We start from the raw sequence: 17,262 nt of genomic DNA, 5'->3' as shown, positions 1-17,262 counted from the left end.
GTTTGACGATACCGCAATTACAATTTCATCGAGAGCGCAATTCGTTTCCTGGCGAGGTCCACTTCCGTCACTCTCACTGTTACTACCTGCTGTAACTTCACGACCTCATTCGGATCCTTCACAAATTTATCAGCCAATTGCGAGACGTGCACAAGTCCATCCTGCTTCACGCCCACATCCACGAATGCTCCGAATGCGGTAATGTTCGTGACAATTCCCGGCAGGATCATTCCGACTTTCAAATCTTCCGGTTTCCGTACCGAGCTGTCGAACTCAAATTTTTTCACTTCCGCACGCGGGTCACGTGACGGTTTTTCAAGTTCTGCTAAAATGTCTCGCAAAGTGGGAAGCCCCACTGCTTCGGAAACATACTTTTCAATCCTGATCTGTCCGCGCACGTCAGGCTTTTGCATCAGATCCTTCACAGTCGCGCCACTATCTCTGGCCATTTTAGCTACCAGATCATAACGCTCAGGATGTACTGCACTGTTATCCAACGGATTATCTCCATTTTCAATCCGTAGAAAGCCTGCGGCCTGCTCGAAAGCCTTGGCACCGAGCCGCGGAACTTTCAATAATTGCTGCCTGGATTTGAAATTTCCGTTTTTAGCACGAAAATCCACTATATTTTGCGCCAGAGCCGGTCCAAGGCCCGAAACATACCTCAATAGGTGCTTGCTGGACGTGTTGAGATTTACGCCTACGGAATTTACGCAGCTCTCCACTACTACATCCAAAGCATTTCGCAATGAATTCTGGTCCACATCGTGCTGGTACTGCCCGACTCCGATAGACTTGGGATCGATTTTCACGAGTTCGGCCAATGGGTCCATCAGCCGGCGGCCAATCGAGATCGAACCGCGAACCGTTAAATCCTTATCCGGAAATTCGTCACGCGCCACTTCGGAAGCCGAGTAAATCGACGCGCCCTGCTCGCTGACCATAAACAACCCGATCTCCGCCGACTGGCCCGACGTATCGAGCAGCTTCTTCACAAAGTCCTCGGTCTCCCGTCCGGCTGTTCCATTACCGACAGCAATTGCCTGCACTTTGAATTTCCTGATCAGTTCCGAAATACGTGCCGCGGCATCACCCGGCTTGTCGAAAGGATAAATGACGTGATCGGCCAGAAGGTTACCCTGGTTATCAAGGACTACCACCTTGCAGCCGGTCCGATAGCCGGGATCAATGGCCAATACCGTTTTCTGCCCGAGCGGGGACGCCAGCAGCAACTGCCGCAGGTTCTCGCTGAAAACCTGAATGGCGGCAACGTCGGCCTTCTCTTTGGACAAATTGGAAAATTCCGTTTCAATGGAAGGTTTGAGCAGCCGTTTATAGCTATCGGCGATGGCAATTTCCAGCTGATCTTTGCAGGCCTCGGTACCGATCATAAAAAGTCGGTCCAGCTTTTCCAGCGCTGCATCTTCGTCGGGTGAAATGTCGACGCTCAGAATACCTTCCTCTTCGCCCCGCCTGAGTGCTAGCAGCCTGTGCGAAGGTATTTTGGACAAAGGTTCTGAAAAATCGAAATAATCGCGGTATTTGGCCCCCTCCTCCTCTTTCTTCTTCTTCACCTTCGAAGTGATGATCGCTCCCCGCTGGAATGTGTAGCGGATTTTGGTACGCGCCTCCTGATTCTCATTGATCCATTCGGCGATGATGTCGCGGGCACCCTGCAATGCTTCTTCTACGTCTCCTACCTGTTCGTTGAGGAATGTCGATGCTTTGCCCCGAGGGTCGCGCTCCCTGCCCTCAAAAATAAGCTTCGCGAGCGGTTCCAGCCCTTTTTCAATGGCCATGACGGCCCGGGTTTTTCTTTTTTGTTTATAAGGTAAATAAATGTCTTCCAGTTCGGTCATCGAAAAAACGCTGTCGATCTTCTTTTTCAGCTCAGGCGTGAGCTTGCCTTGCTCTTCGATGCTTTTTAGAATGGCTTCGCGCCGCTTTTCGACCTCCTGCTGTTTCTGCCATGCATCTTTGACATTTCCGATCTGGACTTCATCCAGTCCGCCTGTCGCTTCCTTCCGGTAACGTGCTATAAACGGGACTGTGGCGCCTTCTTCAAACAGCGCTATGGTATTCTTCGCCTGCTTGTCGGTAACGCCCGCCTGCTGTGCGATAAGGGTGTAGTTCATAAAATATTCAGGGGTATTCTTATTCAGGGGTATTCTCATGAACCGCAAAAATAGCAGCCTATTTGTTCTAAACACGAAAAATAAATTACCCTGGCCTTCCAATCACTCCAAACATTACTCAGCAAGTTGGCTTTGTACATTTCAGGCTCAATCGTACTCCAATCCGCTAAATGGCCAGCCAGATTACAATTTACAGCATATATAAGATTATTCATCTCAATGCGCAGCACGACAAATATCTGCTTATCAAAACAATTCGACCTGGCTATTCCAACTGTAACGCAGCGCACGTAGAATTGTCACTTGAGATAGAGCAATCAAAAAGAAACGCACTCCTGTTGAACTTCATTAGATACCAAGGTTACGCCGTCAATACGTTGACAAATCTTCTTGGCGAGTTTCATTCAGAGCCGTCAGGAAACTTGGAATTACACTCTTCAAGGGGCTTAATGGATGTTACGATAAGCTATGTAAATACTTCTTACGGTTTCCCATGGGTGATTCTGGGAGGATTCGAAAATGGCACCGATCTTCTCAACGAACTCAGCGAGTGCGAAAACTATGAAATGCTTAACCCAATAGGCCAGCCGACTACGATAAAAGCAGTTCTTGTTACTGAAAACGATTTTCATTTATCCAACATCAAAGATTACGACGTTCGGAACATAGAGTAATCGTTATGCAAAAAAGCCGACATGATAAAAAAGCCAGGAATCTTATTCCAATTCGAACTGAACGCTGCGTCAGATCCGGCACTATCTCCACCTGGCTGGTTCTTTTTATCCGAGGGTAATCTATGCATCAACCTGCCAAACGCCTGCCTTTATGAATATTCCAAAGCCTCACAACTTTACTTTCACGATAATACAACACACTATCATTACTATCTCGGTCGGTTCTTCGAGGATCTCCAAGATATTCTGGAACAGGTAGCAATTAAACTCCCCGAAACATTTTCATCCTATGTAAGTGATTTTACATCCTTTCAGAAGTTTAAACGCACTTTGAGACGGTACTTGTACACCGTCGACAATGGCGACGAACTGGAAGAAAAACTGGCATCATGGATATACAAGAGAGCTATCCCAGCAGAATATTTGCACGGAGGCCCGACTGTCTGGTTCTTCCGGTTTGAAAGCTCTTTACGAATCATTTGGAACGCTGATCATCGATTAAATAGGCAAACCCATCTTTGGACATTTCCTTTCGGCCAATGCACAATGGATTTTCAATACTTTATGGATCAAACCAAACTATTTGCGGATTCATTCTTTGGTTCGATGGCTGAAAAAATCATTGCGACACCAAACATACAAAACCAACATCGCGATCATCTTCTAACAACAAATTCTCAGATTCAGAGCGTTTTTAGGAAGTATCTTAACGGTCTGAGCCACCCAATCGAATACCCATGGGCAGAGATCCAGGCATTGTTGGCCAAGATAACAGACAGTGACTGAAATGGACCGGCGTGTTCATAAAAAGTTGGATTGGTAACATGCTATATTTGGCATCTAATTCCTAATCAAATCCTAAACCTTGTTCAAATGAAGTACTTTTCGGGTAAGCCACTGGCTGTCCTCCTGGTTCTGTTGGGCATTGTGATGGCGCTCAATGCCGCTCACGGACAGAAAAAGCCACAATTCAAAGTCATCGCATTCTTCACCGGTAAAAACGACCGTGCGCACATCAGTTTCGTGCACGAGGCGAACCGCCGCCTTCCTGAACTTGCTCAGGAAAATGGCTTTTCCTATGATTCAACCACTAACTGGGACAACCTGAATGCGGAATTCCTGTCGCAGTATCAGGTCGTGCTGTTTCTCGATACACGTCCGGAAAAACCTGAGCAACGGGCTGCATTCCAAAAATATATGGAGAATGGCGGCGGCTGGATCGGATTTCACTTTGCTGCGTTCGCATTGACACCGTCGGCATACCCGCAAAACTGGGATTGGTACCATGACCAATTCCTCGGTTCGGGACAATACAAAAGCAACACCTGGCGCCCCACCGCCGCTGTTCTTAAAGTGGAAGACGCGAGGCATCCGGCCACCAAAGGGCTCGAAGCCACATTCAAGGCCTCTCCCAACGAATGGTACCGATGGGAAAAAGACCTGACAGGCAATCCTGACATCGAAATCCTGCTTTCCGTCGATCCGGTCAGTTTCCCGCTTGGAACAGGGCCGAAACAGCACGAAATATGGCATAGCGGCTACTACCCGGTAGCGTGGACCAACAAAAAGTTCAAAATGCTGTACATGAACATGGGCCACAACGATATCGACTACGATAACAAGACCAATAAAGAATTATCCTTTACCTTCGACAACGACCAGCAAAACCAGTTCTTGGTCAACACCATCCTGTGGTTGGGCAAGAACAAAAAATAGCATTCTGATGGAAGAGAAGCAGTCCCGGGACTTTGACAAAGGCAGCATGACGGGCGTAACCTGGCAATGCGATGGCATTCGTCTCGGGCATGCCATCTCCCGGTTCACGGAATTGACAAGTTTTCATTCCCAAAGCGTCATTACGGACGTGGTCCGTATGCATTTCGGCATGAAGGGCGACTATATGTTTACCTACAATCAGCTCGGCAGAACGTTCGACCTCGTCGGCGGGCATTACAACATCATGTATTCCAGGGAGTTTGAAATGACGGTTCAGGCCAAAACCCTTGAAATAGAAACCTTTGGCATTCAGTTCCCGAAAGAAACATTCATACAGTTTACGCAAAATGCCAGCGACGCATTGAAGCGTTTTTCTGAAAACATCATACTCGGGAAAAGCACGATCCTGACTGAAAACTGGGGCACGATCGATTCGCCTATTCAGCAGGTCATCCGGCAAATCATTCACTGTAAGTATTCTGAAAGCCTGAAAAAGCTGTTTCTGTTGTCAAAAAGCATTGAACTGCTCGTGCTGTGTGCCGATGCATGTGAGGCTTCGGATAACCGGAAGGAGGCATTTATCAAGACTAAAAGCGACAGGGAAAAGATCATCGCAGTCCGCGACCTGATCAACGACAGGGTCCATTGCCCTCCCAATCTCTCCGAGATCGCGCAGCATGTGGGCCTGAACGAATACAAACTCAAACGCGGCTTTAAAGAAACATTTAACAACACAGTTTTTGGCTACCTCACCGAACAGCGCCTGCAACTCGCCAGGCAATACCTGCTCGACACCCAGCAAACCGCGGCGGAGATCTCCACGCAACTCGGTTACGCCACTCCGCAGCATTTCAACAATGCATTTAAAAAGAAATTTGGCGTCACTCCCTTTTCGATTAGAAATAATCCCTGAAACGCAATCGCCCAGGGACGGATCTGCGGTAATATTGTCACGGAGGCAGGGACGGCCAGAGGTAGTCAGGTATAGTCAGGTGGCCGGTTATGGTTATTGGCTAAAATATAGTTGCCAAAATTACGAACACCATCCTATTGTGGCCTATTCACCCGCTTACTCGTTCCCCATTCCACAGCAAATCATTCATTCAATCAATCATTAAAACCTATGTCACTTATCATCCGCAACGAAATCATCATCGACGCCCCTGTTAGCAAGGTTTGGGACGCACTTGTCAATCCGGAACAAACAAAACAATATATGTTTGGTTGTGAGGCACTTTCAGACTGGAACGTGGGGAGTGAGCTACTCTGGAAAGGTGTACACGAAGGACAGGAAATCATTTATGTAAAAGGGCAAGTCCTGGAAATAGAGCCGGAAAAGTTCCTGAAATACACGACCATCGATCCGCATTCCAACATCGATGACACATCTGAAAACTACCTTGAAGTCACTTACGAGCTGATTCCGCAGGGTAATCAGACGCATTTTAAGGTAACGCAGGGGGATTATAGCACCGTTGCCGAGGGGGAACGACGTTACCAGGATTCCTACAACCACGGAGAAGGCTGGAATCCGATTCTGGTGGAAATTAAAAAGCTGGTGGAAGCGTAGCGCGAACGGCCTTTACAGCAAATACTAAAAGGTTGCCGACTGCTATCGACAACCTTTTAGTATTACGGGTTTTGAGACTCCACTTCACCTACTTCCCGCTCTTCGATGTCCTCAGCGGGCTTGTCGTCATCCATTCCGGATCCGGTACTCACCTCGGGCGCATCCGTTCCGGGAATGTTTGGTCGGGGGTTAAGCGGCCCCTGCTCCCGCGGCTTCTCAGGATAGCTAGGCGCAGGTGGCTGATCACCAGGCATTTCAGCAACGAAAATTCCGCCCAGTTCAATGTTTTGATAGTTCATGGTCATGTTCGTTGATTCAAAACAGCTTTGAAAAAACCATGCCTCGCCCTCCCGGAACGTTTTAAGCTACTTCCGCTTCATCAGTGCCATATAAAAACCATCAAAACCATCCCGGGACACTGACGTGCGATGCTCGGAAACAAACTCCCATTCGGCACTATGTCCGTTAAGGAATTTTCGCACCTGGTCTTCTGATTCCGAAGGCAGGATGCTGCAAGTCGCATATACCATTTTTCCGCCCCTCTTGACCATTTTCGAATAATTTTCGAGGATCTGTGCCTGCACCTTCCTGATCTCGTCCAGAAACTTCGGTTTAAGCTTCCATTTACTATCCGGATTCCGGCGCAGCACACCCAGGCCGGAGCAGGGCACGTCCAGCAACAACCGGTCGGTCGTTTCCGAGAGGGACGAAATGATTTTATCGGAGCTGATGAACATCGTCCGCACGTTGCCCGCGCCATTTCGCGCTGCCCTGCGTTCGAGCTCCTGCAATTTGTAATGATCGATATCCATCGAAAGCACCGAACCGGTATTCTCGAGCAATGCAGCCAAATGAAGGCTTTTTCCCCCGGCACCTGCGCAGGCATCGATCACCGACATGCCCGGTTGCACATCCAGGTAAGGCGCTATCAACTGTGATCCTGCGTCCTGCACTTCGAAAAAACCCTGCTTATATGACTCCAATCCACTGATATTCAGTCGCTTTTTTACGATCAATGCGTCAGGCATACCGGGAACGTGTTCAGTCAGGTCAACCCCCAGCAGTTCCCGTACCGTTTCGACATTCGTTTTCAAGGTATTCACGCGAAGTACCAGTGGCGCCGTCTTGTTCAATGCGGAAAGCTCGTCACTCCAAATACTTCCCAGCTCCGCTTCCGCTATCTCGTCGATCCAGTCCGGAACGGATTCCGCGATCTTCCTCGTGTTTAAACCTTCCCGGTAACGCGCCAATACCGTTTCGGCCTCAATGCCTTCCCATTCAGGCCAATCCGGGAGATCGCTACTTTCAACTTCTTGAAAATGAAGCGGTTTGATGAGCTGCCAGCTACCTGCAATGCGCCAGAAATCATCCGGCTCAATGGCTTTCTCCAATTGCGCGGCATACTTTATCAGTCTCCACCAACGCACCATCTCGTAGGTATTCTCGGCAATAAAAGCTCTGTCGCGGGCGCCCCATTTTTTATTGGATTTCAGCAACTGCTCGACGACTCGGTCGGCCTGCCGGTTCCTTATAAAAATGTCTTGCAACGCCTCGACTGTGGCTGCAACCAGCCCTTTGTATAGTTTCAAAATTCAGATCCGGATTAGAATGAAGGCACAAAATTGGCGATCGATATGCTACAAACCAAAAACAGCCCGTTCCGGGACCCGAACAAGCCTTCAATAAATGTGCTGTGGCAACGTGATCCCGAAAATCGTGCCGATGCCCGGCTCTGAGATAATGGACATGTCCCCACCAAGGCTATGCACCAGATGCCTCACCAATGCAAGACCAAATCCAAAGCCGTGCTCACCTCCCGTGCCTTCCGTTGACGATGCATTACCCGATAAAACGGCTTGGATGCCCTCATCGCTCATACCCAGGCCTGTATCCTGCACGGCAATGCTCAATACCGGTCGGGCGAGGTCGATCAGCAATTGAAGCTCCACCGTCACTTCGCCGCCCACGGGCGTAAATTTCATAGAATTAGAAATCAGGTTTCCCGTGATCTGGAGCAGCTTATTTTTCGAAAAGGAAATATTCTCCGTCAAAGGGCTTGTATGCACTGCGAACCGGATACTCTTGTGCTTCGCCTGTGGGCCATACAGTTTTTCCAGCTTGTCTTTAAACACCGCCAGGTTAAAACTCTGCCCGTTTTCATTAGGTTTTCCAACCGGCATTGTGTTCTTCTCGCGGTGTGAGTCGAGGATTTCCTCTGCAAGGTCCAGAATAGAATTGCCGCTTTTATGAATCAGATTGATGAATTCGAGTACTTCATCCATGTGGTTACGCTCACCCTGATCGCGGATGATCTGCGCCAGTCCAACGATCCCACCTAACGGCCCGCGAATGTCATGTGCTACTTTTTTCTGTGTCTGACGTGCTTCCAGTAGTCTGGATTTGAGCCCCTCCATGACCTTGAAAGTCTTCAACCGGGCTACGATCTCATCCGCGATGATTTTTAGCAGCTCGATCTTCTCGGGATCCAGTACTTTCACCTCCTGGTCCAGCACACATAAGGCGCCGATGTGCAATCCTTCTCCCGTCCTTAGCGGGATTCCATAGTAGTAGCGCACATTTGGGTCACCGGTTACGTAAAATTTGTTCTTAAAACGTTCGTCAGCCGCCAGATCACCCACTTCCAGATGGTCTGCCTCCATGATGGTATACTGGCATACAGAATCTTCCCTCAGCATTTGCTCAATATCGAGGCCGTAATTGGAAATCGTCCATTGTGTGAGTGAGTCGATCAGGTTCACCAGGGATACTCGCGTTCCGGCCACCTTCGCGGCCAGTTTGGCAAGTTCCTGAAAAGATGATTTCTGATCTGAATAATCAATGTCAAGGTCTGATAATCCCATCAAACGTTCCAACTCGTTTGCGGGAATAGGCGCAGCGTTAGTCATGCAAATCCGGTTTGTGTTCAATTCTACAAACATTCTGGCAAAATGAGAACTACTTCTATAAAAAAGAGTGCCCACCCACACGCGATACATTCGCGAGACCTGACGAGCGCTGCAGGTTACCGAGACCGGGAACAGATTTTGCATTGAACCTCCAATCAGGCACCACGGGTACCAGCGGCATTCCCCACTAAGTCGGATAGCAACTATGATCTTGGAAAAATTCTGTTTTTGGAATACGAGCAAGAGTTGTATATTGTCACACCAATTATTTTCAAAATAGTATTAAATCCAGTGTACTTTTGAAAACGCAAAATTGCTAACACTGTTAACTAGCGAATCTATCAATGTTAAATAAAAAATCATTGATAGTAGACATGAATTACGAGTCAATTTTAGCGAATTCAAACCAACAAGACATTTCTGATCTTTTTTATCATCATTTTCGTTTTGAACATTTCAAAGAGGTAAAACCGGTCACTAACTAACCAGGCCATAGTATCGAGAATGTATAACATACTTTTTACACTATTTTTTTTTGCTAGTTTTCTCCCCGCAGAGTCACAGATCGTGACAGCCGACAAGATCATTGGTGAGTGGATCAACGAAGAAAAAGATACCCGCATCGAAATCTTTAGGAATGGCGACGAATATTTCGGACGCCTGCTCTGGTCCGAGGATTTATTCGAAACTGACGGACGCACATCCAAAAAAGATGTCCGTAACTCCGACCGCAACCTGCGAACCCGTAACCTGTTGCATGTAAACCTGCTAAACAACTTCGTCTTTAGCGAAGACCTTTGGGACAGTGGGAAAATGTATGACCCCAAAAGCGGTAAGACCTACAATTGCCTGATACGATTGAAGAGCGATAAAATGGAAGTCCGCAGTTATGTGGGTATTCCGTTACTCGGCAGGAGTACTTATTGGGACAGGGTACTTTGACCTCCCTACCCCTGGTCGAACGTTACTATACCCCGGGAAAGGGCATTTCAAGCCCTTCCATTGAATATAAAATCTCTTTGGCGTGTTATGCTTCAAATCGCAAATTGACTTATGAAGCATATCAAACTGGGCATTCTTGACCAATCCATTGTCAGACAGGGATCTACGGTACAGGAAGCCATTCAGGAGACCATTTCCACTGCAAAGCTGGCAGAGGAACTAGGTTATAGCCGTTTTTGGGTTTCGGAACACCATAATTCTACATTCATCGCAGGGTCCACCCCTGAGGTACTGATGGTAAAACTCGCCGATGTAACGAGTCATATCCGCATTGGTTCCGGAGGGATCATGCTGCCCAACCACAGCGCTTTGAAAGTGGCCGAGAACTTTCGGATGCTGGAAACACTTTACCCCGGCCGCATCGACCTTGGAATGGGTCGCGCACCTGGTACCGACCGCATTACTTCCTCATTACTTAACCCATCCAACGATTTCAGCGAAAGCAGCTATCTCCGTCAGCTGGAACATCTCCAGCATTTTTTCAGGGATACCGCAGGAACCGAGCGTGGCTTCATTTATGCTACACCGCAGTCACCCACGATTCCGGAACAATGGATATTGAGTTCCAGCGGCGGAAGCAGCAGTATTGCGGCGCGGTTCGGCATGGGGCTGGCGGTCGCGAAGTTTATCAACGGGTTTGTCCGGCCCGATGTCGTGGAAGAATACCGTCGTAATTTCCGGCCGTCCGACCAGCTTGACAAGCCACGGGTGATCCTTTCGGTATTTACGCTGTGTGGCGAAACGGAAGAAAAAGCGGCGGCGATGCGCAAAATGATGGATTACGTTTTGGTCGAATTTGAACGAGGCAAGTTTGGGCCGTTCCCCGATCCCGAAACAGTGCGAAAATATCAATTCGACTTCGGGGAATTGGAGCGCATCCGTTACAATAGCGGCAGGATCGTGTCGGGTACAGCGGATTCCGTGAAAGAACAGCTTACCAAACTGGCCAGTGAATTCGAGGTCGACGAGATCATTATCTCAACGATGGCCGACAGCGTCGAAAGCCGCGTGAAATCGTTCGAACTCATTTCCGAGGCATTTAATTTGAGAGAACCGGTTCTTTGACCGTTATTTGTGCCGGAAATTCTTCACCGACACTCATGAACCGCTTCGACCGCATTACAGCTATCCTGATCCAACTACAGTCCCGAAAAATTGTCAAGGCACAGGATCTGGCGGAACGGTTCGAAATCAGTCTCCGGACGGTTTACAGGGATATCAATTCGCTTGCGGAAGCAGGTGTGCCGATCATTGGCGAGGCAGGTGTGGGCTATTCGATCATGGATGGCTATCGCCTGCCTCCTGTGATGTTCACCAAAGAAGAGGCGCGAACCTTCATTACGGCGGAAAAGCTCGTGGAAAAATTCACGGATTTTTCGACACAATCGCAATACCAGTCGGCGATGTACAAGATCAAGGCTGTGCTGCGAAGCACCGAAAAGTCGATGGTGGAGAGCCTGGAAAACCATATTGAAGTCCGTCACCGCCCACGCGCATTCCATCAACCCAACAGCAATACGCTGGATGTATTGCTCAGGAGCATCTCCGAACGCAAGATCGCGAAAATCCTTTACGTGGCCCTAAGCGCCCCTGAACCGGTAGAGCGTGTCATCGAACCGGTTGGAGTTTACCACGAAAACAACTACTGGTACACCATCGCGTTCTGTCACCTGCGTAACGACTACCGGAACTTTCGCTCCGACCGGATTATGCAGTGTGACATTACCGAGCGCTCCTTCGTACACAAGCATGCACCCCTGAAAGATTTCATGCACGATAGCTGGGAGAACGAAAACATGCGGCTGGTGCGGATACGCATCGAGAAACGCGTGGCCCGCTACATTCGGGAGCAGCGGCTTTATTATGGTTTCGTTTCTGAAACTGAGCAGGACGACTACATTGAAATGACATTCCTGAGCGCATCCCTGGAAGGGTTTGCACGCTGGTTCCTGATGATCGCCCCGGATGCCTGCATTCTCGAACCCGAATCCCTCAAAACAACCATGAAACAACTGGTGGAAAAAATTTCAGAAAATTTAAGCCACTAGTCCCCGCTACTGACATAGGGCTGTCACGCCTTCTGCTTTTCTTTGTATTACACTTAAACAAAGAACACCATGTCAGCAGCAATCACCACAAATCCGACCGCAGAAATGAATCTGGCCTACGCGATGAAAAATTTTGCAGATTACAACCATTGGGCCAACTGCACGCTTGTTAACTGGCTACGGACAAAACCAACCGAAATCCTTGAAACTGAGCTTAAATCGAGCTTTACTACCATCCGTCAGACACTGATCCATATCCTTGAAACCCAGCGCTACTGGCTCTCGATCATCCGTCCGGACAGCATTTATAACGGCCAGGATTTCGATGGAGATCTTCACGCGACCTTTGATACGCTTCTGGCGCAATCTGAGGAGCTTGCAGCCCACATAGAAAGCCTCTCTCCCGACCAGTTGCAGCAGGATACCCGGGTGGTAAGCCAATGGTTCGAATGTAACTTTCCAAATTTTGAGTACATCATGCATGTAGTGAACCACACGACTTATCACCGGGGGCAGATCATCACCATGGGGCGCAACCTCGGCTTCACGGACGCCCCCATGACCGACTACAATTTTTATAATGTCATGGCTAAATAAATTGGCAGTCCCTGAAACCTGTCCGTTGCCGCTTTTGTATAGCAGGTATGAAACAGATTCACATACTGGGCATTTCGGGTAGCCTTCGTAACGATTCCACCAACACCATCATCCTAAAAACCTTGGGAGAGCTCTTTCTCCCATCTGTTACTTTTGAGATCTTCACAGGCCTGGACGACTTTCCGCACTTCAGTCCGGGCCTGGAAGATACCCCGGCCGTAACCCGTTTCAAATTAGCGATCCGAAATGCGGATGCGGTCGTGATCTGTACACCCGAGTACGCATTCGGCGTGCCGGGTACCCTCAAAAATGCATTGGACTGGACCGTCGCCACCGGCGATCTCAACGATAAACTGGTGTCGGCGATCAGCGCTTCGCCGCTCAATTCCGGTGGCAGCCATGCGCTGGCATCCCTGCTTCTGACGCTGACAGCACTGGGCACAAGAAAAGATGAAGCATCTGCATTGTCCATTCCCAACATCAAAAAGAAGATCGGCCCGGAAGGCCGGGTGACCGATCCGCAGCTATTGACATCGCTGCGGGCACTAGGCGACAACCTGCTGAGCCATAGTCGGTGATATCGCCGACGACTCTTCTTCTCATCGACTGTGTAAAATGCAATTTATTATCCGGCAAGCAAAAGACTATAATTTTTATAGAGTAATATCATTTAGTTTGATACATTTGAGGTTTATCCACCTTAAACGTTCTAACCAATGAAATTTGAAACCTTGCAGCTGCACGCCGGACAACAACCCGATCCTGTTACCAACTCCCGTGCAGTACCTATATACCAAACCACCTCCTACGTATTCAACAATGCCGAACACGCCGCCAATCTGTTTGCACTGAAGGAATTCGGAAACATCTATTCCCGTATCATGAACCCGACCAACGACGTGTTCGAGAAACGGGTAGCAGCTTTGGAAGGCGGAGTGGCTGCTCTGGCAACTGCTTCTGGGCATTCGGCGCAGTTTCTGGCCATCAACAACATTACCACCGTCGGCGACAATTTTGTAACCACATCATTTCTTTATGGCGGTTCTCACAACCAGTTCAAAAATTCCTTCAAGAACATCGGTGTGGAAGCCCGTTTTGCCGACGGCGACGACGTAAACAGCTTCGAAAAGCTCATCGACGACAAAACAAAGTTCATCTACCTCGAAACGATCGGAAATCCGAGTTACAGCGTGCCGGATTTTGAAGCTTTCTCCGCGCTCGCTACGAAGTATGACCTCCCATTGATCGTCGACAACACATTCGGCGCCGCAGGAGCCATTTTTCAGCCCATTAAACATGGTGCACACGTAGTAGTGCAGTCCGCTACCAAATGGATCGGTGGCCACGGTACATCGATCGGCGGCGTGATCGTGGATGCAGGGACTTACAACTGGGGCAACGGCAAGTTCCCGCAGTTCACCGAACCTTCGCCGAGCTACCACGGACTGGTCCTCAACGACGTTTTCGGCATTGGCGGGCCATTCGGCAATATCCAGTTCATTATCCGCGCCCGCGTGGAGGGCTTGCGCGACTGGGGTCCTTCCCTTTCGCCATTCAACTCGTTCCTATTCCTGCAAGGGCTGGAAACACTGTCGTTACGCGTCGAACGCATTGCCGAGAACGCACTGAAACTGGCGCAGTGGCTTGAAAAACACCCCAAAGTGGAAAGCGTGAACTACATCGGTCTGGAAGGCAACAAATACCATGCGCTGGCCAAGAAATACCTGACGCGCGGGTTTGGCGGTGTGCTTTCATTCACACTTAAAGGCGATAAGAAAACGGCCGAGCAATTCGTAGACAATCTGAAACTGATCAGCAACTTGGCGAACGTCGGCGATGCCAAGACGCTCATTATCCACCCTGCGTCCACCACACACTCGCAATTGTCTGAAACAGAGCAGATTTCAGCCGGAGTACTCCCAACCCAGCTCCGCATTTCCGTAGGGATCGAGCACATTGATGATATCATTGCAGATGTAGAGCAGGCGATTGCTTAGTAATTTTGAATGACTGACCGGCGACCCAGTCAGTCATTCAAAATTGAACCACTCAATCATTGACCAATTCCTTCCAGCGCGAACATGAATGCGAACTGCAGGGCAATCTCTTTGAGGTAGTCGAACCGGCCTGAGGCGCCGCCGTGCCCGGCTTCCATGTTAGTTTTCAACAGCAGTACATTTTGGTCTGTCTTGTGCGTACGCAGGCGGGCTACCCATTTGGCAGGTTCGAAATACTGAACCTGACTGTCATGGAGCCCGGTGGTGATGAGCATGTTGGGATACGCCTTCTTCTCGATGTTATCATAGGGCGAATAGGATTTCATATAAAAGTAGGAATCTTTATTTTTGGGGTTCCCCCATTCATCGAACTCATTGGTTGTCAATGGAATACTTTCATCCAGCATCGTCGTCACCACGTCCACGAATGGCACGTCAGCGATGATGCCCCGCCAGAGATCCGGCCGCAGGTTGGCGATCGCGCCCATGAGCAAACCACCTGCGCTGCCACCCTCCGCAAACAAATGTCCCGGTGAGGTATACTGCGCTTCAACCAGAAACTCCGCACAGTCGATGAAATCGTTGAAAGTATTCTTCTTTTTAAACATCTTACCATCCTCATACCACTGCCGCCCCATTTCCTGCCCGCCGCGTATATGCGCGAGTGCGTAGATAAACCCGCGGTTGAGCAGACTCAGGCGCGTGCTGCTGAAAGCCGCATCCATGCTGTTGCCGTAGGAACCATAGGCGTACAATAACAAGGGAGTATCGGTACTTTTAGGCGTATCTTTTTTATAAACCACTGAAATAGGCACTTTTACACCATCTCGCACGGTCGCATATAAACGTTCCGTCACATACTCCTCCGGATTGTAGCCCCCTACCACTTCCTGACGCTTCTTTAATTCTTTCGCACGCGTCTCCATGCTGTAATCGTAAACCGAGCTGGGCGTTGTGAGCGATGTGTACACATAACGCAGCGTCGTGGTGTTGTATTCCGGGTTAGATCCGGCGTAAGCGGTGTAAGCAGGCTCGCCGAAGTCCACATAATGTTCTTTGCCAGAACCGATATTCCTGATCCGAAGCTGCAAAAGGCCATTTTTACGCTCCGTTATCACCAGATAGTCCCTGAATACATCGATACCTTCCAGCAGCACATCCGTGCGGTTCGGAATTACTTCTTTCCAGTGTTCGACACCTGTTTGGCCAACCGGCGTTTCCATCAGCCTGAAATTCAATGCATCTTTATTGGTGACGATCAGAAACTTATCCCCCTGGTGGTCCACATCGTAGAGCACATCTTTCATGCGTGGCTGAAATACCTCGAATTGGCCGGTCGGCTCATCCGCATCCAGGATCAGGTACTCGGATGACATGGTAGCCGAAGAAGCGATCACAATATATTTGTCGGATTTTGTCTTGCCAACTCCGATGTAGTTACTCTTGTCCTTTTCCGTATATACCACCACGTCCTTTTTGTAATCCGTCCCCAAAGTATGCCGCTTGATCTTCTCGCTCAGGAGGGTCTTGGGATTGGTGGCTGTGTAAAAGAGCGTTTTGTTATCATTCCCCCATTCCGAGCCACCGCTGGCAGGGTAAATTTCATCCGCGAAATGTTCGCCCGTTTCCAGGTTTTTAATGTGGAGCGTATACTGTCGTCTCGATACTGTATCCACGCCGTAAGCCAGGAGCCTGTTATCCGGACTTACATTGAAACCTACCGCTGAATAATACGAGTGACCTTCTGCCATCTGATCCACGTCCAGAAGGATTTCCTCGGGAGCTTGCAGCGAACCTTTTTTGCGGCAATATTTAAAGTACTGCTCTCCCTCTTCGCTGCGGGTATAGTACCAGTACCCATTACTGAACACCGGCACGGATTCATCCTTTTCCTTGATCCGCCCTTTCATCTCCTTGAACAGTACGTCCTGAAATGCCTTGGTACCGGACATCATCGTATCAGTATAGGCATTCTCGGCATTCAGGTAGTCGACTACCCTATTGCTATCGGGTCCTTCGCGGAAAAAATCGCCCATCCAGTAATATTCATCATTTCTTTTGTCGCCATGCATTCCGGTTTCATGGTCTTTCATTACTGCTACGGGAGGCTTGGCTCCCGGCCATTGATATGCTTCTTTCACGGGTTTGTTTTGATTACACGAAAAAATGACAACAGCTAAAAGTAAGAAAATAATTCTCATACGGCGTCATAAGGTTAACATGCTATTGATTATCAGATATTTAATATAAAATTTACCAAATAATTATTACAATACTTTTATTACTAATATAATGTATAGAAAATATTAAATATTCTATTCTTTTAAGGAAACAATACTATCAAAAAGTTAAATACTTTTTATACTTTTAATATATATCATGTAGTGTATACTCATTAAACTTTTTTAACTTTTAATACTTATAATTTCCAAAGTATTATTATACATTCAATACTTTCTTGTAGAAATCAAATATCGATTTGTACTAAAATTTTTAAAAGTATTAAACTTTTAAAAAGACACAAAAGTAGCAACCATCGAATACTTCTATTTTAAAACTACAAAAAACCTTCTGCAATCCGTCGCAGTCACCGCACTTACATTATATTTGAATTTCG

Annotated in this window: 16 protein-coding genes; 11 read left to right on the top strand and 5 right to left on the bottom strand. The window is 48.3% G+C overall.

Annotation, left to right across the window (positions count from 1 at the left end):
- Window positions 1–17 precede the first annotated feature (17 nt).
- A complete protein-coding gene (locus BP71_RS05105) occupies window positions 18–2,135 on the bottom strand; it encodes a Tex family protein (RefSeq protein ID WP_496377750.1) in 2,118 nt (705 codons plus the stop codon).
- 170 nt (window positions 2,136–2,305) lie between these two features.
- Here BP71_RS05105 and BP71_RS05100 point away from each other — a divergent pair, with 170 nt between their 5' ends.
- The 5 genes from BP71_RS05100 to BP71_RS05080 all read left to right on the top strand — a co-directional run bounded on the left by BP71_RS05100 (window position 2,306) and on the right by BP71_RS05080 (window position 6,095).
- Window positions 2,306–2,809: a hypothetical protein gene (locus BP71_RS05100; RefSeq protein ID WP_496377271.1), complete on the top strand. Its 504-nt coding sequence runs from the start codon at window positions 2,306–2,308 to the stop codon at window positions 2,807–2,809.
- 21 nt (window positions 2,810–2,830) lie between these two features.
- On the top strand, window positions 2,831–3,595 hold the full coding sequence (locus BP71_RS05095; protein ID WP_496377269.1) for a DUF5984 family protein: 765 nt from the start codon (window positions 2,831–2,833) through the stop codon (window positions 3,593–3,595).
- Window positions 3,596–3,682: 87 nt separating this feature from the next.
- Window positions 3,683–4,525: a ThuA domain-containing protein gene (locus BP71_RS05090; protein ID WP_496377267.1), complete on the top strand. Its 843-nt coding sequence runs from the start codon at window positions 3,683–3,685 to the stop codon at window positions 4,523–4,525.
- Window positions 4,526–4,532: 7 nt separating this feature from the next.
- Window positions 4,533–5,438 (top strand): helix-turn-helix transcriptional regulator, encoded by a 906-nt coding sequence (locus tag BP71_RS05085; protein WP_496377265.1) that lies wholly within the window; start codon window positions 4,533–4,535, stop codon window positions 5,436–5,438.
- Between the two features lie 210 nt (window positions 5,439–5,648).
- The gene (locus BP71_RS05080; protein ID WP_496377263.1) at window positions 5,649–6,095 is read left to right on the top strand and encodes an SRPBCC domain-containing protein; all 447 of its coding nucleotides are present in this window, start codon (window positions 5,649–5,651) and stop codon (window positions 6,093–6,095) included.
- A 62-nt stretch (window positions 6,096–6,157) separates the two neighbouring features.
- Here BP71_RS05080 and BP71_RS05075 read toward each other — a convergent pair whose 3' ends face one another.
- From BP71_RS05075 to BP71_RS05065, 3 genes are all read right to left on the bottom strand, one after another.
- On the bottom strand, window positions 6,158–6,394 hold the full coding sequence (locus tag BP71_RS05075; RefSeq protein WP_496377261.1) for a hypothetical protein: 237 nt from the start codon (window positions 6,392–6,394) through the stop codon (window positions 6,158–6,160).
- Window positions 6,395–6,460: 66 nt separating this feature from the next.
- Window positions 6,461–7,684, bottom strand: a complete 1,224-nt coding sequence (locus BP71_RS05070; protein WP_496377259.1) for an RsmB/NOP family class I SAM-dependent RNA methyltransferase — start codon at window positions 7,682–7,684, stop codon at window positions 6,461–6,463.
- Between the two features lie 90 nt (window positions 7,685–7,774).
- Window positions 7,775–9,001 carry a sensor histidine kinase gene (locus BP71_RS05065; protein ID WP_496377257.1) on the bottom strand — a complete coding sequence of 409 codons (1,227 nt, stop codon included), beginning with the start codon at window positions 8,999–9,001 and terminating at the stop codon, window positions 7,775–7,777.
- 504 nt (window positions 9,002–9,505) lie between these two features.
- Between BP71_RS05065 and BP71_RS05060 the strand changes: the two genes are divergently transcribed.
- The 6 genes from BP71_RS05060 (at window position 9,506) to BP71_RS05035 (ending at window position 14,645) form a co-directional block, all read left to right on the top strand.
- Window positions 9,506–9,943, top strand: coding sequence for a DUF2147 domain-containing protein (locus BP71_RS05060; RefSeq protein WP_496377255.1), 438 nt, complete (start codon window positions 9,506–9,508; stop codon window positions 9,941–9,943).
- Between the two features lie 111 nt (window positions 9,944–10,054).
- Entirely contained in the window at window positions 10,055–11,068 is a 1,014-nt protein-coding gene (locus BP71_RS05055) for an LLM class flavin-dependent oxidoreductase (RefSeq protein WP_496377253.1), read from the top strand.
- 35 nt (window positions 11,069–11,103) lie between these two features.
- Window positions 11,104–12,051 (top strand): helix-turn-helix transcriptional regulator, encoded by a 948-nt coding sequence (locus BP71_RS05050; RefSeq protein WP_496377251.1) that lies wholly within the window; start codon window positions 11,104–11,106, stop codon window positions 12,049–12,051.
- A gap of 69 nt (window positions 12,052–12,120) precedes the next feature.
- Entirely contained in the window at window positions 12,121–12,648 is a 528-nt protein-coding gene (locus BP71_RS05045; RefSeq protein ID WP_496377249.1) for a DinB family protein, read from the top strand.
- A gap of 47 nt (window positions 12,649–12,695) precedes the next feature.
- A complete protein-coding gene (locus BP71_RS05040) occupies window positions 12,696–13,226 on the top strand; it encodes an NADPH-dependent FMN reductase (protein ID WP_496377247.1) in 531 nt (176 codons plus the stop codon).
- A gap of 138 nt (window positions 13,227–13,364) precedes the next feature.
- Window positions 13,365–14,645 carry an O-acetylhomoserine aminocarboxypropyltransferase/cysteine synthase family protein gene (locus tag BP71_RS05035; RefSeq protein WP_496377245.1) on the top strand — a complete coding sequence of 427 codons (1,281 nt, stop codon included), beginning with the start codon at window positions 13,365–13,367 and terminating at the stop codon, window positions 14,643–14,645.
- 56 nt (window positions 14,646–14,701) lie between these two features.
- Here BP71_RS05035 and BP71_RS05030 read toward each other — a convergent pair whose 3' ends face one another.
- Window positions 14,702–16,738, bottom strand: coding sequence for a S9 family peptidase (locus BP71_RS05030; RefSeq protein ID WP_496377749.1), 2,037 nt, complete (start codon window positions 16,736–16,738; stop codon window positions 14,702–14,704).
- Window positions 16,739–17,262 lie beyond the last annotated feature (524 nt).

Source organism: Dyadobacter ginsengisoli DSM 21015 (assembly GCF_059568735.1).
This window is presented reverse-complemented; position numbering and strand designations above follow the sequence as displayed.